The following is a 19,342-nucleotide window of genomic DNA, read 5'->3' on the forward strand; positions in this document are numbered from 1 at the left end:
GGAGGTGCATCATGAAACAATTGGTCAACGCTCCGGGTCAGGTTGTCACGGAAGCATTGCAGGGCATGGCACTGGCTTATCCTGACCTGATTCGCGTCCACGACAACCCGCATTACATTGTGCGCGCCGATGCGCCAAAAAACGGCAAAGTCGCCCTGGTTTCCGGGGGTGGATCAGGACATGAGCCCATGCACGGCGGTTTTGTGGGTCTGGGTATGCTCGATGCCGCCTGTCCTGGCGCGGTATTCACCAGCCCAACCCCAGACCAGATTCAGGAGGCCTCTGCTGCTGTACATGGTGGCAAAGGCGTTTTGCATATTGTCAAAAACTACACCGGTGATGTCCTGAACTTTCAAATGGCTGCGGAACTGCTGCAGAGCGATGGCGTGGAGGTACGCGCCGTCATTATGGACGATGATGTGGCTGTTAAAGACTCTTTATATACGGCCGGAAGGCGTGGGGTCGGAGCCACGGTGCTTGCCGAAAAAATCTGTGGGGGTGCTGCCGAGGCTGGTGCCAGCCTGAATGAAGTCGCCGCATTGTGCAGTTCAGTCAATGCTTCTGCCCGTTCCATGGGCCTGGCGCTAGGCCCCTGTACCAACCCGGAAACCGGTCAAGCCAGCTTTACCCTGGGTGAAAACGAAATTGAATTTGGTATTGGTATTCATGGAGAACCCGGGCGGCAGCGTATCCCGTTACAACCTGCAGATACTTTGACGGAAATGTTGATGCTGCCCATTCTGGAAGATTTGCCCTTCAAAAAAAGGGATGAGGTCCTGTTATTTGTTAACGGTCTCGGTGCTACGCCCCTGGTGGAACAGTATATTGTTTATCGCGCTGCTGAAATGGTCGCCACCAAGCATGGCCTCAAGGTGTCCCGGCGTTTGGTGGGTTCCTACATGACCAGCCTGGATATGGCCGGTATTTCCATTACTCTGTTGCGTCTTGACGAAACCATGCGTCAGTACTGGGACGCCCCGGTCCGAACCCCGGCGCTGCGCTGGGGTTTATAAAGCAGGAATCCTGACATGAAATATAGCCTCAACTTCCTGAATCAGTGGATTGTCTGCGCAGAGCAGCAATTCAAGGCGCATCTTGCCGAACTGAATGCGCTGGATGCGGCCATTGGTGATGGTGATCACGGCAGCAATCTTGCCCGTGGCTTTACCAAGGTCGTCGAAAAGTTGCAGGCAGACAAGCCAGCAACCCCCGCAGCTTTGTTGAAACTGGTAGGTATGACCCTGATCAGTTCCGTGGGCGGTGCTTCGGGGCCGCTGTATGGAACCTTTTTCCTCGAAGCCGCCAAAGTCGCCGGAGATCAGCTGCAACTAGACGATGCCGGGCTGGCTCTTTGTCTGCAGGCAGGACTGGCTGGTATCCAGAGACTGGGCAAGGCTGAACCGGGAGACAAAACCATGGTCGATGCCCTCAGCCCCGCTGTCAGCGTCCTGAACAAGCAGGTGGGATTAGAAATGGCCGCACAAAAAGCCCGGGAAGGTCGGGATGCAACGATTCCCATGATCGCCCACAAAGGCCGGGCCAGCTATCTGGGCGAACGCGCAATAGGTCATGCCGACCCGGGGGCCACTTCTGCGAGCCTGCTTTTTGACTGTCTGGCAAAGCCCTAAGCCACCATGAACACTGCCGAATCCAGAATAAATACTGTCGGCCTTGTGCTGGTTTCCCACAGTCGAGCCCTGGCCCTGGCCACCGAAACCCTCATTCGTCAGGTCACCGGTTCCGACGTACGGTTGGCCATTGCAGCAGGTGCGGGTGATGAAGGAGCAGATCTGGGCACGGATGCCCTGCAAATTCTGGCCGCCATTGAATCGTTGGATAACCCCATGGGAACCCTGGTACTCATGGACATGGGTAGTGCGCTGCTGAGTACAGAAACCGCCTTAGGTCTCCTGCCAGAATCGGTCAGGGCGCGGGTCCTGATGAGTAGCGGACCCTTTGTGGAGGGCGCCATGACTGCTGCCCTGGCCGCCAGCGGCGGCGCCTCTCTGGCCGAGGTGCAGCAAGAAGCGGAAAACGGGCTGCGCATGAAGCAACAACAACTGGCTCCCGACAACATCACCGCTGAAAAAAACCGACAAATACCAGCAGCCACTCCGAAACATCAGCGCAGTTTGCACTTGTCAGATCCCGCTGGCCTGCATCTGCGCCCGGCAGCCGCATTGGCAAAACTCGCCCTCGCCCGGAGCACGCCCAGCTTCATCGCCGCAGCAAAACACCCGGATAATCGGGTTTCCGCTTCCAGTCTGACCGCCATTCTGGGACTGGACCTGCGCCAGGGAGATGAAATTTATCTCCAGACTTCAGGGCCGGATGCCGATGCATTCCTGGACAGGGCAGCAGCCTGCCTGCAGGAAAATCAGCATCCTCCTGCAAAAATTCCAACCCCTGTTGAAAATGAAGCCACGAAGCACCCTCAGGGGGCGGCTCCCGGTTTCGCCCAAGGACCCCTCATTATCCGTGATGGGCTCGTGACAACAGTACCCCGGTCCTATTGTGATGACTGTGCAAAAGCCCTTCACAAATTTCTTGAGGCCATCGCTGAGGTGCGGCGACAACTCAGCGATCACCCTATTTTAGAGGCTCAAAATGTGCTCTTGAGTGACCCTGCCCTTCTGGAAAAAACCACCACCCTGATCCAGAACGAGCATCTGGATGCCGCCTCTGCCTGGGCACAAAGTATTTCGCAGGCCGCTTCCCAAATCGACGCCCTCAGCGACCCCATACTCCGTGCCCGCGCTGCAGATTTACGGGATTTAGGTAATCGGGTTCTCCAGGCCTTGGGGGTGACGGCAGATTCGCAGCCCTGGCAGGGGCCACCCGCTATTTTATTGGTCAATGAGTTACTCCCTTCAGTGGCCTTACGCCTCAACCCCAAACAGGTTCTTGGCGTGATAGATCGACATGGCAGCGCAAACTCGCATGCCGCCATTCTCTTGCGTGGCTCTGGTATTCCTTACGTCATCAACGCGGACCCCGTTGTTTTTGCGAACACTCAATATGTGGCCATGGATGGAAAAACTGGCGAATTATGGCCCGACCCCGACGCCCAGATTCTCGTAACCTTGCATGATCGGGAACGCATGCATCAAGACCAAAATTCAGCGGGTTCTTACGGCCAAATCACCCTGAACGATGGCAGCACGCTGGAGCTTTGGGCCAACGTGGCCAGCACTGCGGAAGCGGCAGCGGCCAGGCGCCTTGGTGCTACGGGTATCGGTTTGCTGCGTACCGAGTTCTTTTTTCTCGATCAGAAAACGCTTCCCGATGAAGAAAGCCAGTGCCAGTCTCTACGTCAGGTCATGGCACCCATGCAGGGCCTGCCCATCGTCGTTCGGGCGCTCGATGCCGGGGCTGACAAGCCTTTATCTTTTATACCCATAGGGACTGAGGCCAATCCCGCCCTCGGCAGGCGAGGATTGCGCGCTCTGCTCGCGTATCCCGACATTTTTGCCCTGCAACTGCGGGCCATGCTGCGTGCAGGCCAGGATCACGATCTCCATATCATGCTGCCCATGGTCACCAACCCGGAAGAATTGCGCAGTGCCCGAATGATTTTGGATCAGGCACATCGGGAGCTTGAAGCTGCAGGCCATCCTCACCGTTGGCCCGTGCCGTTCGGAATCATGGCAGAAGTTCCGGCGGTCGCGCTGTGCATGAAGCAGTTCAATGGCCTGACGGATTTTGTGTCCATTGGCAGTAATGATCTTACCCAATACACGCTGGCCAGCGATCGCAGTAATGCTTTACTCCAAACCTTGGGTAATGCCGCACACCCGGCGGTCTTGGAGTTATGCCGAAAAATGGTCCAGGACAGTCATGCTCCGGTTTCGATTTGCGGAGAAGCCGCCGGGGATCCACAAATTGCCCCTTTGCTGGTGGATTGCGGCATCCGCCGCTTGTCGATGGCGCCGCCGCGACTCAGTAACATGTATACGCGCGTTTCTGGCACTTAATGCTGGGTACAATGGTTACCCTTCAGCTCCCTCTCTTCGTCATAAACCAGATTGCGCAACTCCTGAATCATTTTGTTATTTTCACACTCAAGAACGGAGCCCAGATAGAGAGCATTGGCTACATCTCCGTTATCCAGCGCCAGTTTTGCCTGGCGTGCCAGATGATGTATTTTTTCATGGCGCTGCAAAATCTGTAAAAACTCGGACTGTTCGCCAAAACGCAGGGATCCGTCCCCCTTCAGCCAGCGACCCAGATGGCATTTTTCTTCGGCATCCTGTTCCAATACATGTTGCGGAATGGATTTTTGCTCGCGCATGGCCAGCAGAAAATTCTCGGTCCGTTGTCCATGACCTTCCAGCAAAGTCGGCAAGATATCAATGGAAGAATGGCTGAGCACACTCAAATTCAGATTCTTGAACTGCTGCAACCAGAGGGGAATATCTTCTCCGGGCATGGGCTTGGCAAACAAATATCCCTGCAAGTGACCGCAACCCATTTTCGCCAATAATTTGGCATGGGCTTCTGTTTCCACCCCTTCCGCAATCACATCCAGACCCAACATACGACTGGCAGTAATAACGGCTGCTACAATAGCCAGGTCCTTGGGGTCGTTGATCATGTCGCGGACAAAGCTTTGATCCAACTTCACCGACTGAGCGGGGAGCTGCTGAAGATAGGTCAATGAAGCGTTCCCCGTTCCAAAATCATCCAGAGCTACCCGTACCCCCAGATCATTGCAGGCAGCCAGACGCTCCTGAGCATGCAGCAGATCGTTCAGTGGTGCTGATTCGGTAATTTCTATTTCGATCTGCTCAGCAGGCAAACCAGGATATTTTCGTAGAGCCCTTTCCAGATCATCCAGGAAACGCGCATCCAGTAAATGATGCGCACTGATATTAATGGAAACACGCAAGGCAAGTCCTTGCTGCTGCCAGATTTGGCCTTGCCGAAAAGCGGCATCCATCACAAAAATACCCACATCCCGGGCATAGCGATGATGATCCAGACCGGCCCAGAAAGCTGAGGGACCCAGCAAACCCCGATCAGGATCACGAATTCGAAGCAAAGACTCAACCCCTGATACGCCGCCAAAACTGTTGACGATTGGCTGGTAATACAACACTAACTGATTATTTTTAAGCCCTGTTTCGAGAAGCAGTCGCATATTGGCCGCGTTTTGTGCGGCCTCATCCAGAGTCAGACTATACAGGCTGAGCTGATCACCTCCCTGTTTTTTTGCCGCATATAATGCCATATCCGCATGCGCCAAAAGTGTTTCTACGGATACTTCATCCAGAGGATATAGTGTCACTCCCAGACTGGCACTCACATGGATCCACTCGCCATCTATTTCCACGGGCGTACGCACGGCTTCCAAAATCCGGCCACAAATGAGATCCAGGTCGTCTATGGAACTCAGCGATGGAAAAAGCAGACCGAATTCGTCCCCTCCCAACCTTCCCAAGGTGTCTCCCGAACGCAAACATTGACGAATCCGCTGGGTGACAGAAAGCAGCAAGCGATCACCGGCGCCATGCCCAAAACGGTCATTGACCGGTTTGAAACCATCCAGATCCAGCAGCACCACCCCGAGTAAAGACTCCTCTCGACTGGCCTGCCGGCGGGCGATTTCCAGGCGATCCATAAATAAAAGGCGGTTGGGAACTTGAGTCAAGGGATCCCGGAGCATACGATTACGTAATTGCAGAACGATTTCGCCGAGATGGGCAAACGCCTCAAAATAATCTGACCCGATTCTTTTGAAATATCCTTTTGCCCGAGCGCCAATAAAACCTAAACCTTGCAAGTCACCCGACGAAAAAGGCAGAAACACCATCTCCTGAACGCGGGGTCGCAATTTCCGGATCCATTCCGGTGCTGCAGGATCATCACTTGAATAAACCAGGACCTGATTTTGTTGCAAGGCCTGCCAACAGGGATCTTCTGCAGAATAAGGGAGATAGGGCATGGACAAGCGCAAACCGGCCGAAGCTTCCAGAGTTAATAGATCATTGACTCTACTGGAGCACAGAAAATAGCCAGCCAGGGTGATATAACGACTTTTACGCGGCAAGCGCTCACATAACACCTGTAAAAGACTGGTGTTTTCCGTATCTTTTTCAATTCGGGTGCTTGCCAGGGTATCGAGCAACACATCAAAAACGGCGCTGCGCTCACCATCCGTTTCCCGTGCTGCCCGGGCGTAGCCACTTAACTGACTCATTAAGTCACCCATCAGCAGGCTGATGAGGATTTGTCCCAGACGCGACTGGTGTTCGGCTGGAACGTGCTTTTCCAAAATCGGCTGCCAATTCCGCCAGTAAATGGTGTAGCCACCGGCCAGCCAGGCAGGATCAATGCCTAAATGGTGGTGCTTGGCACCCAGTTGCTGCATGGCAGTCTGCCAGGAAGAGTTCAGTTGGTTGTTCAGAAGACCATATCCATGCTCCGCTTGGCGCTGAACCAGAGCTTCAATTTGCGCTTCTGAAAAGTTTCTGAAAGCTGCGGCGGTAGCCGGATGTGAAAACAGATAGTTATAAAAATCCCTGGCCAGTTGTTCGGCACTTTGGGCAAATAAACGCCAATACCGGTCTAATAAAATGAAATCTTCACTATCCAGCCCCAAAAAACTGACCAGCGTATCTGGTCTGTTAAAGGGGCTATTCATCGCTGCAAAAAGCCGTACAACTCCCCTGTTTGGACAAAACCGCATCCAGCACCAGGCTTTCCAGCGTTTCCGTCGGGCTTACCCCATAGAAAACGCTCAGCTCCTTGAGCATTATCCATGCCCACTCTGAGAGTGCCACTTGTTTTATTACCGCCGCTTTTTGCCCGCTCTGATCATTATCAGGTTTTGTAGTAGACATAATTTTTACACCAACCTCACTCAATTCATTCTGATAGCCATTTATTTTTTCCAGAAAGCAAACCTGGACTTGTAAAGAAAATGATACAACTTTCGGGAGGGAAGAGCAAACAGAGAAACCAAGGTTTTTCTTATATATCATAAATGTAACACCAAGTAACAGCGGTTTATAATAATATCGTTATTTTCTTATGCTGTTATTTGAAGAATTTTTTTGGCAAAATTAATCCTTCAAAAATTTTTTATTTTATTAAAAAATGCGTGTGTTTCTGGAGTATTCCGGGCGTTTCTGAATTTCCTCGGCTTTTTTACATAAATATAAGTGCTCGGCGCGCTTTTTTTGATCGCGGGTGAGAGACATCCGGATTCCGACCAGACACTGACCTGCTGGAGCCCCTTCTTCTTGAACGCGAACAACCGTAACCACCGTTTCACAGGTTCCGCAGTCAGCAATCGTAAATTCAGCAAGCACATTCTCGCCGGGCTGATATGAACCTCTAGGGGCAAAAAAGCTGGCGCCGCTAGGGCTGAAATCGTGTAGTTGCCCCACCATCTCAACACCACCCACCTTACGTAAGGTAATAGCGCCTTCCAGTCGCACCCGCTTGGCTCTGCGCGAGGCTCTGCGGTAGATCATACGCGGCACATCAAAACAATAGCGCCCTTCAAACAGGTATTTCAGGTCCGAAAAAAACATAAAAATAAAGTCACCCAATTCAACAAAAATCAGGGCTTTCTTATAGTCTTCCCGCGCAAAAACACCCTTCAAGCGGAAAAGCAGACTCTCCGATTCACAGCCATCAAAATAAAAGTGTGCGCCAGAATCATTACTGTCCGCCGAAAAAATTACAGCATCTCCCAGACCCTCCGCAGACTTCTCTGAACATAGCATCGCCGGAATATCTTCAAAAACAGCTTCACCAAACTCCTCCACTAGAGTTTGCTGATATTCTGCAATACTGAGCCCGCTTCTCAGCGGTAGCATCATACCCAACTCTGTATCGTCAGAAGTCAGTCCCATATACCCTCCAGAAACAAGTGGATAGGCCCCATGATCCGGGCGAACAAACATTAGGAGCAATCCAGAAAATTTAATGAAAATCTACGCGTAAAAATTTTAGACATTTTCTTACCAAAAATGTTACACCTAATGTCTCAAAGGAACAAACACCGCTGGCTAAAGCAACCTGTCGGGCGGATGAGGTGTCCACAAGTTCTCTGGTCTGCGCTACACTGCCCCGCAATCAACCCACCACGCTCCCGGATGGAAAACGCCATGGCCCAATATGTATTTACCATGAATCACCTGAGTAAAACCGTACCGCCCAAGCGTGCGCTGCTCAAAGACATCTCTCTATCGTTTTTCCCTGGGGCGAAAATCGGGGTCTTGGGGCTGAATGGCTCGGGGAAATCCACCTTGATGAAAATCATGGCGGGGGTGGATCGGGAGTTTGAAGGCGAAGCCCTGCCCATGCCGGACCTGAAAATTGGCTATCTGCCTCAGGAACCCGATGTCGATCCCAACAAAACCGTGCGTCAGGTGGTGGAGGAAGGTCTCGGTGAAATCATCGACGCGCAGCAACAGCTCGAAGCCGTCTATGCCGCTTATGCCGAACCGGACGCCGATTTTGATGCCCTGGCCGCCGAGCAGGGACGACTGGAAGCCTTCGTCGCCGCCAGTGACGGGCACCAGGCTGAACTGCAGATGGAAGTGGCCGCTGATGCTTTGCGCCTGGCCCCTTGGGATGCGTTGGTAGGGCCTCTTTCCGGTGGCGAAAAACGCCGCATTGCCCTGTGCCGCCTGCTTATCAGTCGTCCCGACATGCTGCTTCTCGACGAGCCGACCAACCATCTGGATGCCGAGTCAGTCGATTGGCTTGAACAGTATCTGCAGCGCTTCAGCGGGACCGTGGTGGCGGTCACCCATGACCGCTATTTCCTCGACAACGCCGCCGAATGGATTCTGGAGCTGGATCGCGGCCGTGGCTTTCCCTATAAAGGCAATTACTCGGCCTGGCTGGAGCAGAAAGAAAAACGTCTGGAACAGGAAGCACGCAGCGAAGCTTCGCGCATCAAAGCCATGCAACAGGAGCTGGAATGGGTCCGTCAGAATGCCAAGGGCCGGCAAAGCAAGAGTAAGGCGCGCCTGGCCCGCTTTGAAGAACTCAGCTCCTACGAATACCAGACGCGCAATGAAACTTCGGAAATTTTTATTCCCGTTGCCGAACGACTGGGTAATGAAGTCATTGAATTCAAGGATGTCAGCAAAGGCTTCGTCGACAAGCTCCTGTTTGAAAATCTCAGCTTCAAGATTCCTCCAGGTGCCATCGTCGGCGTGATTGGTCCGAACGGCGCTGGCAAGTCCACTTTTTTCCGGATGATCATTGGTCAGGAACAGGCCGACAGCGGCGAAGTAAGCATCGGCTCTACCGTCAAACTGGCTTACGTGGATCAGTCCCGCGATGCCCTGGCGGCCAAAAACAATGTCTGGGAAGAAATTTCGGGGGGCCTGGATATTCTGACCGTTGGCAAATTTGAAATCCAGTCTCGCGCCTATTGTGGTCGCTTCAATTTCAAGGGAAACGACCAGCAGAAACTGGTGGGCCAGTTATCGGGTGGGGAACGCGGTCGCCTGCATCTCGCCAAGACCCTGATAGCCGGTGGAAACGTGCTGCTACTGGACGAACCGTCCAATGATCTGGATGTGGAAACCTTGCGGGCCCTGGAAGATGCTCTGCTGGAATTTGCCGGTAGCGTCCTGGTCATTTCCCATGATCGCTGGTTTCTGGATCGCATCGCCACCCATATCATCGCCTTTGAGGGCGATGGTCATGTCGAATTTTTTGCCGGTAACTACCATGAATACGAAGCCGACAAAAAGCGTCGCCTGGGTGAGGAGGGGGCCAAGCCCCATCGTTTGCGCTTCAAGCCTATTGTTCGCTGAATGGCAGCCTAGACCCAAAGCTCATACAAGCTTCTCAGCGAAGTCTGAGGGCCACATCCCGGAATGAAGCCAATGCGGCTTCCAGATGGTCGATGATTTCTTGCTGCAACACATCCGGTGGTGGCAGTTCGGCCAGGTTGTCCAGGCTGGCCTTGTCACGGGCCATCAAGTCGTCGTAGCTGAAAAATCTGAAACGTTCGGTGGCGATGCGCGCGTGGCGGTTGTCGGCGTGGTAGCAGGTGATGAAATCCTGCAGGTCGTCCAGCTTGAGGGTGCGGGTTTTCAGGGTGAAATGCTTGTTGGTGCGCAGGTCGTAGAACCACACGCCTTGCGTATGCACCTTGCCGTCCTTGGGTTTGGCGTCGAAAAACACCACATTGGCCTTGACGCCCTGCGCGTAGAAAATGCCCGTCGGCAGGCGCAGAATGGTGTGCACATCGCAGGTTTCCAGCAGTTTGCGGCGGATTTTTTCGCCCGCGCCGCCCTCGAACAGCACGTTGTCAGGCAGCACCACGGCGGCCTTGCCGTCCAGCTTCAACAGGCTGACGATGTGCTGCAAAAAATTGAGCTGCTTGTTCGAGGTGGTTTCCCAGAAGTCCTGGCGCTCGTAGGTCAGCGCGTCGCGGTCCTCCTCGCCCTCCTCGTTGGTGATGGTCATGCTGCTCTTCTTGCCGAAGGGCGGATTGGCCAGCACATAGTCCACCTTGCGCCCGGGCTCGGTAATCAGCGCATCCGAACGCGCCACCAGCGGCTCGCCATCCAGCTCGCCAATGCTGTGCAAGAACAGATTCATCAGGCACATGCGGCGCGTATTGGGCACGATCTCGTTGCCGTGAAAGGTCTGGTCGCGCAGAAACTCTTTTTGCGCCTTGTTCAGTTGCGCGCCCGGGCGCGTCAGCCAGTTGTAGGCGCCCAGAAAAAACCTGCCGGTGCCGCAGGCCGGGTCGGCAATGATCTTCATCGGCTCGGGGCGCACGCAGACAGCGGCGGCGAAGGGTTTGAGTTCGCCGTCCAACCCCAGGGCAAAGCGCACCAGGCTGAGGAGGTCGGTGAGCTGGCGGCGGGATTCGCTGCCCTTTACCTGCCCGGCCTGCACGCGGGCGTAGGCGCTCCACAGGCGTAGGGTGGCTTCGCTGACGGTTTTGCCTTGGGCTTCGGCGTTGGCCAGGCGCACGAGGTGGTTGGCGAGGCTGAGCACGGTGTCGTCGTCGCGGCTGCCCATGGCCACGCCTTGCAGCAGGTCTTTGAGCGCCACGCCGGGCTTTTTCTCCAGCGGGCGGCTTTCGGTTTTCAGCGATTTCTCCACGCCCACGGCGTCGATCAGCACAAAGCGGGCTTTGGCGCCGTCCGCGCTGTTGCTGACGCGCTTGAGACTGTCACCGTCGAGGCTGCGCACGCCACGGCCTTTCATCTGTTCGTAGTAGCCCTTGCTGCGCACATCGCGCATGAACAGCAGCACTTCCAGGGGCTTCACGTCGGTGCCGGTGGCGATCATGTCCACGGTGACGGGGATGCGCGGGTGGTAGTCGTTGCGAAAGCTGCTGAGGATGCTGTCGGCGTCTCCCTCGGCGCGGTAGGTGACCTTTTTGCAGAAGGCGTTGCCCTGGCCATAGACCTCACGCAGGAGGTTGATGATGTCGTCGGCGTGGCTGTCGGTTTTGGCGAAGATGAGGGTTTTGGGGGTATCGCGGCGGTTGGGAAAAATCTGCGTTTCCACGGCGGTTTTCATCGCCTGGATGACCTGACGAATCTGGCTCACATTGACCACGGAGCGGTCGAGCTCCCTGCCGGTATAGGCGGTGTCTTCCTCGGTTTCGCTCCAGCGCTTTTTGCGGGTGGCGCGGTCGCGGTGGTCCACCCACTCTTTGGCCTTCAGCTCGGCGCCCTTCTGGGTGATGTCGGTTTCGATCTCGTACACGTCATAGCCGACGTTGACGCCATCGGCCACGGACTGCTCGTAGGTGTATTCGGCGACGATGTTCTCGTTGAAAAAACCGAAGGTGCGCTTGTCCGGCGTGGCGGTGAGGCCAATGAGGCTGGCGTCGAAGTAGTCGAGCACCTGCTTCCACAGGTTGTAGATGCTGCGGTGGCATTCGTCGATGACGATGAAGTCGAAGGTTTCCACCGGCACGGCGGGGTTGTAGCGCACCAGCTTTTGCTGCGCCACCGTCTGCTGCACATCGTTGAGCGACAGGTCTTCGGCGGATTCGTCGATGGGCTCGCCACTCAGAATGGCGTACATGCGCTGGATGGTGCTGATGCACACCTGCGCGTGCGGGTCGATGCTGGGGCTGCTGAGACGCTGCACGTTGTACAGCTCGGTGAACTTGCGGCCGTCGTCCGGCGGCGTATAGGCCATGAATTCCTGATGCGCCTGTTTGCCGAGGTTGCGCGTGTCCACCAGAAACAGGATGCGTTGGCGCCGCCGAATTTGAGCAGGCGGTACACCGAGGTGATGGCGGTGAAGGTTTTGCCTGCGCCGGTGGCCATGTGCACCAAGGCGCGGGGTTTGTTGAGCGCCAGCGATTGCTCCAGCCCGGTGACGGCGCTGATCTGGCAATCGCGCAAGTTGCGTTCGGGCAAGACAGGCATGCGCTCTGCCAGGCGGCGGCGCAGGGTTTCTGTTTGCGCCAACCAGGACGCTAGTGTTTCCGGCTTGAAGAAGTGAAAAATTTCGCGCGAGCGTGGCGCGGGGTCGGCGTTGTCGGTGAAGCGGATGATCTGGCCGGTGGCTTCGAACAGAAAGCGCAGCGGGGTGTCGTCCTTGCGCCATTTGAGCGCAGCGGTGGGGTACTCGCGCACGGCGACCCCACCGCTGCGCCGAGGTTGAGCTGCTTCACGTCTTGGATCACCCAACCGGCCTGCTCCAGCTTCTGGTCGATCAGTTGGCGCGCCTGAGTTTCTGGAGTCATTGAATTTAGCTATTTGCCTTTTAAGGTCTAGTGCCCTTGTTTTGGTCAGATGCGGATTATTGTCAAAATATATCAATGTGGTACAACGTTAGCCAGTATTAAAGTGCTTAGGATTTGGTTGCATGCGAATGCCTTGACTTTCGGACAGCATCTCCTTATCTTCTCAGCCCTTAGGATTTACCCGCAGGAAGTGTTCCAATGAAGCGTACTTTTCAACCCAGCATTACCCATCGCAAGCGGACTCACGGCTTTCGTACCCGCATGGCGACCAAGTCCGGCCGTCTTGTTCTGAAACGTCGGCGCGCCAAGGGCCGTCAGCGTCTCTGTCCGTAAGTTTATGCATCCGGCGCAGGCGCATCCTCATCGCTTTACCCGCGAGGATCGCCTCCGTCAGAAAGCGTTGATTCAGCGCACCATTAAACAAGGGCGCAAAAAAGTTTTTCCCGAGTTGGTCATGTATACCCTCCCCAACACTGTTTCTCATCCCCGGCTGGGCTTGGCCGTGAGCCGCAAGGTAGGTAACGCCGTCATTCGTAACCAGGTCAAACGTCGTCTGCGCGAGGCCTTTCGCCTGCAGCAAACGCGCTCGGCAGGACAGGATGTCATGGTGGTTGCCCGGAATGGGGCCAGACAACTCAGTATGCGCGTTATGGGTGGTTATTTCCGGCAATTGCTGGGGAAAGCATGAGCGCGCGCCGCGCAGCCGTGCTGGCGGTACGTACCTATCAATATGCCATCAGTCCCTTGCTGGGCCATCATTGCCGCTTTTATCCGACCTGCTCCGAATATACCTGTCAGGCCATTGAACGCTATGGCATCGCCAAGGGTTCCTGGCTGGGCATCAAACGCATCGGTCGCTGCCACCCCTGGCACGCGGGCGGTGTTGATCCCGTTCCTTAACACTCTGGGGCTCCATGGAAAATCAGAAAACTTTTCTTGTCATTGCACTGGCCGTGGTCTTTTTTCTGTTGTTTCAGGCCTGGCAGGCGCAAAATGCGCCGAAACCCGTGACGCCCGCAACCAGCACCGTCAGCAAGGCGGTCTCTCCCAGCGCCGCTCCCGTCACCGCCCCGACGGTTTCACCCAGTACCATGACGGTACCTGCAGCCGTCAGTCAGGCCATGGCTCCGGCGCGCGGTCCTTCCGTGCCTTTCAGCACCAAGGTATTTACTGGTCATATCGGCCTGCATGGTGGAGACATCCAGAATCTTGGCCTGCGTGCTTATCCCGTAGCCAGCAATAATCCCGCTCCTTACCCTATTCTGGACACAAGCTCCGCCAAACTGACGACCCAACAAAGTGGATTTTTGGGAAGCGACGGACAACTACTTATTCCCCAGTTTGCGGAAGAGAAGCCATCTTCGGATACGGACAGCCCGATCGTCCTGAAGGGCAAGGCCGGACCTTTGACGATCACCAAAACCTGGGTTTTTCAGCCCGATAGTTATCTTGCTGAAGAACACATCCAGGTAACCAACAGCGGAACCCAGCCCTGGAACGGCAGCTATTTTGATCAGATTCTGCGTAATGATCGCGCCGAAAGTCACATGTTCATGTCCATTTTTACGGGCGCAGTACTGATGCATGGCGGGAACTTCAGTGAAGTCAGTTTTGGCGACATGCGTGACCACCCCCACACTGAAGCAGGACCCGGCTGGGCCGGAATGATGGACCATTATTTTCTGGCAGCCGTTCTGCCCGCCGAACAGGCGCAGCATGTGCAGGTTTATGCCCGACCTTCCGGCAGTAATTATGTGGCGGGGGTAAATACGCCGCTACCCACCCTGGCTCCGGGGCAGAGCACCACCATTACCCAGCAGATTTTTCTGGGTCCCAAACAACAAAGTCGCCTGGCGGCACTGGGTCGGGGTCTGGAGCAGACGGTTGATTATGGCTGGTTTGCCATTATTGCCGAGCCCATGCATCTGGTACTCAAATGGTTTCACGGTCTGGTTGGCAACTGGGGTCTGGCCATTATTCTCCTGGTTATTGTCATCAAGGCGATCTTCTTCTATCCCTCGGCCATCAGTTACCGGTCCATGGCCAACATGCGCAAGCTCCAGCCCAAACTGGAAAAACTGAAAAAAGAATGTGGTGACGATAAACAGAAACTGGGCGCGGCCATGATGGAGCTCTACCGTACGGAAAAGGTCAATCCGATGGCGGGCTGTTTACCCATTCTTCTGCAAATGCCTTTTTTCATTGCCCTTTACTGGGTTCTGGTAGAAAGCGTATCACTCCGTCAGGCACCCTTCATCCTCTGGATTCATGATCTGGCAGTGCCCGATCCTTATTACATCCTGCCGCTGCTCATGGGCATTTCCATGTTTTTTCAGCAACGCCTCAACCCTGCGCCCGTCGATCCAATGCAGAAAAAAATCATGTCGGCTCTGCCGGTCATTTTTGCGGTGTTTTTCTCTTTTTTCCCGGCAGGTCTGGTACTCTACTGGTTGACCAACAACGTCGTTTCCATTGGTCAGCAATATCTGATCACCCGACACATCATGGCCGCCAAAGACTAGGGCGGCACGGCTTTTCGCAGCCGGATTTCTCATCGGTTCCTGAATCGTGGCGAGGTTCTTATAGATGCGCTATCAGCAGGGAGATACCATCGTCGCCATTGCGACGCCGCCCGGAGAGGGGGGCGTCGGCATTTTGCGCCTCTCTGGTCCAGCCGCCCTGCGCATTGGCAAGGCCCTCTGTGGACTGGGTCCGGAAAGCCCGAACTGGTCCGCCCGATATGCCCATTTCCGGCGCTTTTACGGCCGCGATGGCCAGGGCATAGATCACGGTATTACCCTTTATTTCCCGGCACCGCACAGCTATACCGGTGAAGACGTGGTCGAACTACAGGGACATGGGAGTCCTCTGGCACTGGCCGCCTTAATGCAGGAATCGGTCGCTCATGGCGCCCGTGCAGCGCGGGCAGGTGAGTTTACCGAACGCGCTTTTCTCCATGGCCGTCTGGATCTGGCTCAGGCAGAAGCCGTGGCAGACCTCATTCATGCGCGCAGCGAAGCACAGGTACGTGCCGCTTCAGCAAGTCTCGAAGGCGCTTTTTCCAAGGCGGTCGACGCCATCTATGGGCAATTATTGCAACTTCTTGCCCTGGTGGAGGCCGGGCTGGATTTCAGCGAAGAAGACCTCGGCACTGCGCACGACAGCGCGGTTCATCATGGTCTCGAAACCTTGCAGAAGCAGCTCCTTCACTTGCAACAGCAAGCCCGGCAAGGTGCCCGTCTCGCCCGGGGTGGTCGCGTCATTCTTGCCGGTCGCCCCAATGTTGGCAAATCCAGCCTGATGAATGCGCTGGCCCAGCGGGATGCGGCCATTGTTACCCCGGTTCCCGGAACTACCCGTGACTTGCTGCGCGAGGAAATCTTGCTCGACGGCCTGCCCGTAGAACTCATTGATACGGCAGGTCTCAGGGAATCTCAGGATCTGGTTGAGGCCGAAGGCATTTCCCGGGCGCGGCAGATTTTGCAAAGTGCCCAGCTGATATTGCTGGTAGCGGACGCCCACGCTGGCTGGCAAGCAGAAGACCAGGCCATTCTTGATGCGCTGCCATCCATACCCCGATTAATTATCTGGAACAAGCAGGATCTGGTAACCCAGCTCCCCAAGACACCGGTCCACGAAGCCTGTCTGGCCATTTCTGCGCTGGTTGGAAATGGTTTGGATGCCCTGAAAGCAGAAATCATGCTGCAGATGGGTATGGAAAACAGCGCCTGTGCATTTAGTGCCCGGCAGCGCCACGTCGAGGCGCTGGCCGACACGACAGAAAAAGTGACGGATGCGCTACACCTGCAAATAACCGCCGTCCCTCCGGAGCTCTTGGCGCAAACCTTGCGGGAAGCGGCCAATGCCCTGGCGCAAATTACCGGAAAAATTGATGTAGAAGATATTCTCGGAGAGATTTTTTCGCGCTTCTGTATCGGTAAATAAGCATGAATATTCGCAATATAAAATGGGCCGGATAATCCTCCAGCCCATTTATGTTTTCAGCTATTGTCGAAACATTATTCGACGCTGATTTTCCGTCTTTTGGCAGATTCCGCCTTGGGTAGAACCAACTCCAGAACGCCATCTTTATAGGCTGCCTTACTCTGGCTGGCATCTACATCAACAGGTAATTGTACGGTTCGTGAAAAATCACCATAACGGCGCTCACGATAAATATACTTACCTTCTTCTTCCGTCTTGTTTTCTTCCTTGCTGCCGCTGATATATACCTGGTTACCATGAACCTGGATATCCAGCTTTTCCTTATCCATACCGGGCACTTCGGCGCGAATGACTATTTCGTTATCCCGGTCCAGGACATCAATATGGGCAATATGTGCGCGCACTGAACCATTCTGATTACCGTTATTTACCGGACGAAAAACGCCCGGTAAAAGGGAATCAAAAAACTGCTCTACCGGATCCACAGAACGCACGGACTGTACCGAAGAATTCTTTTCATCAACCATGGAATAATCTCCTTATTTCATCCCGGTGACCCAATCACCATGCTCTGGTTAATGGGGGTACCAAAAACCATTTTCAAGCCCTGAGAGAAATAATGTTGAAGAAATACTTCAGTATGGATAATCCCAGCCCTCCGGCTGATCCTTGAAACGACGATGCACCCACCAGTATTGTTCCGGGGCCTTGCGAATAGCGGTTTCCAGCACGGTATTCATGGCCGTGGCGTCTGCCACCGCTGCACCTGCAGGAAAATTTTCGGGCATGGGCACAAACTCCAGTCGAAAACCCTGACCACGTGGCAGACGATAGGCAAACAGACCGAATACCGGGCTCTGCCGACGCAGAGCCAGCCGCCCCAGCAAAGGGGTGGTACAGGCGGGTCGCCCAAAAAAAGGGGCATAGTCTCCTTCCCGGGGATCCACATTCTGGTCCGGCAAAATACCCACCACCTGATGCTGCTGCAAAGTATGCAAAAGAGGCCGAATGCCCTCTTCCTTGGGCGTCAACCGTGCGCCACTGCGTCCCCGACCTGCCGCCATCAATGCATTTAACGCCGGGTTGCGGGTGTCCATATACAGCACCGTCACCGGCCAGCGATGACCAATATATTGCACGGCCGCTTCCCAGGCCCCGAGGTGGGCGGTAAACAAAATGACACCACGCCCATCTGCCAGCGCAGCATCCACCTGTTCTACCCCGCGCACTTCACGAATCAGGCCCAAAGCCCGGGGCAAAGGCCAGAACCACAGGGGCCCCAGTTCCAGGGCGGCCTGACCCAGGGCGCGAAAATGCTGGCGCTGCAAATCGTGACGTTGCACAGAAGAGAGATCGGGAAAAGCAATGGCCAGATTTGCGTCCACCACCTGGCGGGGCCGCCGCATAATCTGCCGGGCGAAATCGCCGAGCGCAGAACCCAGCACCGCGCGCCATGAACCCGGCAGGATTGCCGCTCCACGCAATAATGCGACAATAATCCACACCTGCGACTGCTGTCCGAAGCTTCCTTTGGAAGATCCCGTCGATGATTTAGTCACCTGATTCCTGATCTGTTCCGCAAAGCGCACATCATAAACGCGGGACCGGCCTTTTGTCGCTGTCTTCCCCCCGCCTCCGCCCTTCGTTATATTCGGGGTATGAAGATTTCCACCAACAATGATCTGGTTATTCTGGGGGGGACATTCGACCCCATCCACTACGGGCATCTGCGCGCCGTAGAGGAAGTCCGTCAGGCCCTCAAAACTGCCGAGGTGATGCTGATTCCTGCAGGTCATCCGCCCCATCGTAAAAGTCCCTGGGCTGCCGCCCAACATCGTCTGGCCATGACCCGCATTGCCGTCGCCCACCACCCCCGCTTTGCCGTCAGTGATCTGGAGGTGAGACGCGAGGGGCCGTCCTATACCGTGGACACCCTCCGCGCCCTGCGTCAGGAACGCCCGGATGCCTTACTGGCCATGGTCATTGGCATGGATGCCTTTTTGCGTTTTGATACCTGGCGCGACTGGCAACAGATTCTGGAATTAACCCATCTTATCGTCACCGGACGACCGGGCTGGCCGGCTGCCGAACTCCCCGAAGCTTTGCGGCAAACCCTCTATCAACGGCGTTGCGACGATATCAACCAGCTCCGCGAACAACCCGCCGGCTTCATTTTTTTCCAGACCATCACCGCTCTGGAGATCTCCGCGACCAGCATTCGCAGTCTGTTGGCCAACAGCCAAAGTCCGCGTTTCCTGTTACCCGACGAAGTATTGGATTATATTGAGAGCAAGGGGCTCTACCAAAGCCCGTAAATCGACACAAAGGATTATTGCACTTGGCGACAGCAGAAAATCTCCGCGACATTATTGTGACTGTTCTTGATGAACACAAAGCCCTCGATATCAAAGCCATCGACGTCCGTAAACAGACCGACATTACCGATTATCTGATTATTGCCTCTGGCACCTCCGACCGTCATCTCAAGGCCCTGGCTGAACATGTCATGGCCCGCATGCGCGAAGAAGGCGTCCGGCCACTCGGAAAAGAAGGGCTCAGCGTGGGTGATTGGGCGCTGGTGGATCTCGGCGATGTAGTTGTTCACGTCATGCGCCCTGAGGTACGCGATTTTTATCAGCTCGAACGGCTCTGGGGAGAACTTCCCCAGATGCGTGGGCAAAACGAACGCCGCTGATTATT

Annotated in this window: 17 protein-coding genes and 1 pseudogene; 11 read left to right on the plus strand and 7 right to left on the minus strand. The window is 55.1% G+C overall.

The window, feature by feature from the left end; genetic code table 11:
* The first annotated feature begins 11 nt into the window (after nucleotides 1-11).
* The 3 genes from dhaK to HAP95_RS03770 are packed head-to-tail and all read left to right on the plus strand — an operon-like array spanning nucleotide 12 to nucleotide 3,974.
* A complete protein-coding gene (dhaK, locus tag HAP95_RS03760) occupies nucleotides 12-1,013 on the plus strand; it encodes a dihydroxyacetone kinase subunit DhaK (protein ID WP_215883020.1) in 1,002 nt (333 codons plus the stop codon).
* Between the two features lie 15 nt (nucleotides 1,014-1,028).
* Nucleotides 1,029-1,628: a dihydroxyacetone kinase subunit DhaL gene (gene dhaL / locus HAP95_RS03765; RefSeq protein ID WP_215883021.1), complete on the plus strand. Its 600-nt coding sequence runs from the start codon at nucleotides 1,029-1,031 to the stop codon at nucleotides 1,626-1,628.
* 6 nt (nucleotides 1,629-1,634) lie between these two features.
* Nucleotides 1,635-3,974: a phosphoenolpyruvate--protein phosphotransferase gene (locus tag HAP95_RS03770; protein ID WP_215883022.1), complete on the plus strand. Its 2,340-nt coding sequence runs from the start codon at nucleotides 1,635-1,637 to the stop codon at nucleotides 3,972-3,974.
* Here HAP95_RS03770 and HAP95_RS03775 read toward each other — a convergent pair.
* The 3 genes from HAP95_RS03775 to HAP95_RS03785 all read right to left on the minus strand — a co-directional run bounded on the left by HAP95_RS03775 (nucleotide 3,971) and on the right by HAP95_RS03785 (nucleotide 7,862).
* Nucleotides 3,971-6,643, minus strand: coding sequence for an EAL domain-containing protein (locus tag HAP95_RS03775; protein ID WP_215883023.1), 2,673 nt, complete (start codon nucleotides 6,641-6,643; stop codon nucleotides 3,971-3,973). The genes HAP95_RS03770 and HAP95_RS03775 overlap by 4 nt on opposite strands.
* Nucleotides 6,636-6,983 (minus strand): hypothetical protein, encoded by a 348-nt coding sequence (locus HAP95_RS03780; protein ID WP_215883024.1) that lies wholly within the window; start codon nucleotides 6,981-6,983, stop codon nucleotides 6,636-6,638. The genes HAP95_RS03775 and HAP95_RS03780 overlap by 8 nt, the downstream gene beginning before the upstream one ends.
* 108 nt (nucleotides 6,984-7,091) lie before the next feature.
* Nucleotides 7,092-7,862: a PilZ domain-containing protein gene (locus HAP95_RS03785; protein WP_215883025.1), complete on the minus strand. Its 771-nt coding sequence runs from the start codon at nucleotides 7,860-7,862 to the stop codon at nucleotides 7,092-7,094.
* A 255-nt stretch (nucleotides 7,863-8,117) separates the two neighbouring features.
* Between HAP95_RS03785 and ettA the strand changes: the two genes are divergently transcribed.
* The gene (gene ettA, locus HAP95_RS03790; RefSeq protein WP_215883026.1) at nucleotides 8,118-9,785 is read left to right on the plus strand and encodes an energy-dependent translational throttle protein EttA; all 1,668 of its coding nucleotides are present in this window, start codon (nucleotides 8,118-8,120) and stop codon (nucleotides 9,783-9,785) included.
* A 34-nt stretch (nucleotides 9,786-9,819) separates the two neighbouring features.
* On the opposite strand, the gene HAP95_RS17255 is transcribed toward ettA, so the two are convergent.
* Nucleotides 9,820-11,514 carry an N-6 DNA methylase gene (locus HAP95_RS17255; protein ID WP_368356549.1) on the minus strand — a complete coding sequence of 565 codons (1,695 nt, stop codon included), beginning with the start codon at nucleotides 11,512-11,514 and terminating at the stop codon, nucleotides 9,820-9,822.
* Between the two features lie 183 nt (nucleotides 11,515-11,697).
* Nucleotides 11,698-12,377 (minus strand): annotated as a pseudogene (locus HAP95_RS17455) (DEAD/DEAH box helicase family protein); the annotation flags it as partial.
* A gap of 518 nt (nucleotides 12,378-12,895) precedes the next feature.
* On the opposite strand from HAP95_RS17455, the gene rpmH reads away from it, so the two are divergent.
* From rpmH to mnmE, 5 genes are all read left to right on the plus strand, one after another.
* The gene (gene rpmH, locus HAP95_RS03805; RefSeq protein ID WP_215883027.1) at nucleotides 12,896-13,030 is read left to right on the plus strand and encodes a 50S ribosomal protein L34; all 135 of its coding nucleotides are present in this window, start codon (nucleotides 12,896-12,898) and stop codon (nucleotides 13,028-13,030) included.
* 4 nt (nucleotides 13,031-13,034) lie between these two features.
* The gene (rnpA, locus tag HAP95_RS03810) at nucleotides 13,035-13,385 is read left to right on the plus strand and encodes a ribonuclease P protein component (protein WP_215883028.1); all 351 of its coding nucleotides are present in this window, start codon (nucleotides 13,035-13,037) and stop codon (nucleotides 13,383-13,385) included.
* Nucleotides 13,382-13,597 carry a membrane protein insertion efficiency factor YidD gene (gene yidD / locus HAP95_RS03815; RefSeq protein ID WP_010640496.1) on the plus strand — a complete coding sequence of 72 codons (216 nt, stop codon included), beginning with the start codon at nucleotides 13,382-13,384 and terminating at the stop codon, nucleotides 13,595-13,597. Before rnpA ends, yidD begins: the two co-directional genes overlap by 4 nt.
* A gap of 14 nt (nucleotides 13,598-13,611) precedes the next feature.
* The gene (gene yidC, locus HAP95_RS03820) at nucleotides 13,612-15,219 is read left to right on the plus strand and encodes a membrane protein insertase YidC (protein WP_215883029.1); all 1,608 of its coding nucleotides are present in this window, start codon (nucleotides 13,612-13,614) and stop codon (nucleotides 15,217-15,219) included.
* Between the two features lie 64 nt (nucleotides 15,220-15,283).
* The gene (gene mnmE / locus HAP95_RS03825) at nucleotides 15,284-16,642 is read left to right on the plus strand and encodes a tRNA uridine-5-carboxymethylaminomethyl(34) synthesis GTPase MnmE (protein ID WP_215883030.1); all 1,359 of its coding nucleotides are present in this window, start codon (nucleotides 15,284-15,286) and stop codon (nucleotides 16,640-16,642) included.
* 74 nt (nucleotides 16,643-16,716) lie between these two features.
* Here the strand turns inward: mnmE and HAP95_RS03830 are convergent, their stop codons facing one another.
* Both HAP95_RS03830 and HAP95_RS03835 read right to left on the minus strand, forming a co-directional pair.
* Nucleotides 16,717-17,169, minus strand: a complete 453-nt coding sequence (locus HAP95_RS03830; RefSeq protein WP_215883031.1) for an Hsp20/alpha crystallin family protein — start codon at nucleotides 17,167-17,169, stop codon at nucleotides 16,717-16,719.
* Nucleotides 17,170-17,277: 108 nt separating this feature from the next.
* On the minus strand, nucleotides 17,278-18,201 hold the full coding sequence (locus tag HAP95_RS03835; protein ID WP_368356547.1) for a lysophospholipid acyltransferase family protein: 924 nt from the start codon (nucleotides 18,199-18,201) through the stop codon (nucleotides 17,278-17,280).
* A gap of 99 nt (nucleotides 18,202-18,300) precedes the next feature.
* Here HAP95_RS03835 and nadD point away from each other — a divergent pair, with 99 nt between their 5' ends.
* Together nadD and rsfS are read left to right on the plus strand one after the other, a co-directional pair.
* Nucleotides 18,301-18,957: a nicotinate-nucleotide adenylyltransferase gene (nadD, locus tag HAP95_RS03840; protein ID WP_215883032.1), complete on the plus strand. Its 657-nt coding sequence runs from the start codon at nucleotides 18,301-18,303 to the stop codon at nucleotides 18,955-18,957.
* Nucleotides 18,958-18,980: 23 nt separating this feature from the next.
* On the plus strand, nucleotides 18,981-19,337 hold the full coding sequence (gene rsfS / locus HAP95_RS03845; protein ID WP_215883033.1) for a ribosome silencing factor: 357 nt from the start codon (nucleotides 18,981-18,983) through the stop codon (nucleotides 19,335-19,337).
* The last annotated feature ends 5 nt before the right edge of the window (nucleotides 19,338-19,342 follow it).

The sequence above is a fragment of the Acidithiobacillus sulfurivorans genome, from assembly GCF_018853815.1.
Taxonomy (GTDB): domain Bacteria; phylum Pseudomonadota; class Gammaproteobacteria; order Acidithiobacillales; family Acidithiobacillaceae; genus Acidithiobacillus; species Acidithiobacillus sulfurivorans.

Bases quoted from the DNA above. Each gene is read 5' to 3' on its own strand.
- dhaK (WP_215883020.1), top strand. From the start codon at position 12: ATGAAACAATTGGTCAACGCTCCGGGTCAGGTTGTCACGGAAGCATTG.
- dhaL (WP_215883021.1), top strand. From the start codon at position 1,029: ATGAAATATAGCCTCAACTTCCTGAATCAGTGGATTGTCTGCGCAGAG.
- HAP95_RS03770 (WP_215883022.1), top strand. From the start codon at position 1,635: ATGAACACTGCCGAATCCAGAATAAATACTGTCGGCCTTGTGCTGGTT.
- HAP95_RS03775 (WP_215883023.1), bottom strand. From the start codon at position 6,643: ATGAATAGCCCCTTTAACAGACCAGATACGCTGGTCAGTTTTTTGGGG.
- HAP95_RS03780 (WP_215883024.1), bottom strand. From the start codon at position 6,983: ATGATATATAAGAAAAACCTTGGTTTCTCTGTTTGCTCTTCCCTCCCG.
- HAP95_RS03785 (WP_215883025.1), bottom strand. From the start codon at position 7,862: ATGGGACTGACTTCTGACGATACAGAGTTGGGTATGATGCTACCGCTG.
- ettA (WP_215883026.1), top strand. From the start codon at position 8,118: ATGGCCCAATATGTATTTACCATGAATCACCTGAGTAAAACCGTACCG.
- HAP95_RS17255 (WP_368356549.1), bottom strand. From the start codon at position 11,514: ATGAAAACCGCCGTGGAAACGCAGATTTTTCCCAACCGCCGCGATACC.
- rpmH (WP_215883027.1), top strand. From the start codon at position 12,896: ATGAAGCGTACTTTTCAACCCAGCATTACCCATCGCAAGCGGACTCAC.
- rnpA (WP_215883028.1), top strand. From the start codon at position 13,035: ATGCATCCGGCGCAGGCGCATCCTCATCGCTTTACCCGCGAGGATCGC.
- yidD (WP_010640496.1), top strand. From the start codon at position 13,382: ATGAGCGCGCGCCGCGCAGCCGTGCTGGCGGTACGTACCTATCAATAT.
- yidC (WP_215883029.1), top strand. From the start codon at position 13,612: ATGGAAAATCAGAAAACTTTTCTTGTCATTGCACTGGCCGTGGTCTTT.
- mnmE (WP_215883030.1), top strand. From the start codon at position 15,284: ATGCGCTATCAGCAGGGAGATACCATCGTCGCCATTGCGACGCCGCCC.
- HAP95_RS03830 (WP_215883031.1), bottom strand. From the start codon at position 17,169: ATGGTTGATGAAAAGAATTCTTCGGTACAGTCCGTGCGTTCTGTGGAT.
- nadD (WP_215883032.1), top strand. From the start codon at position 18,301: ATGAAGATTTCCACCAACAATGATCTGGTTATTCTGGGGGGGACATTC.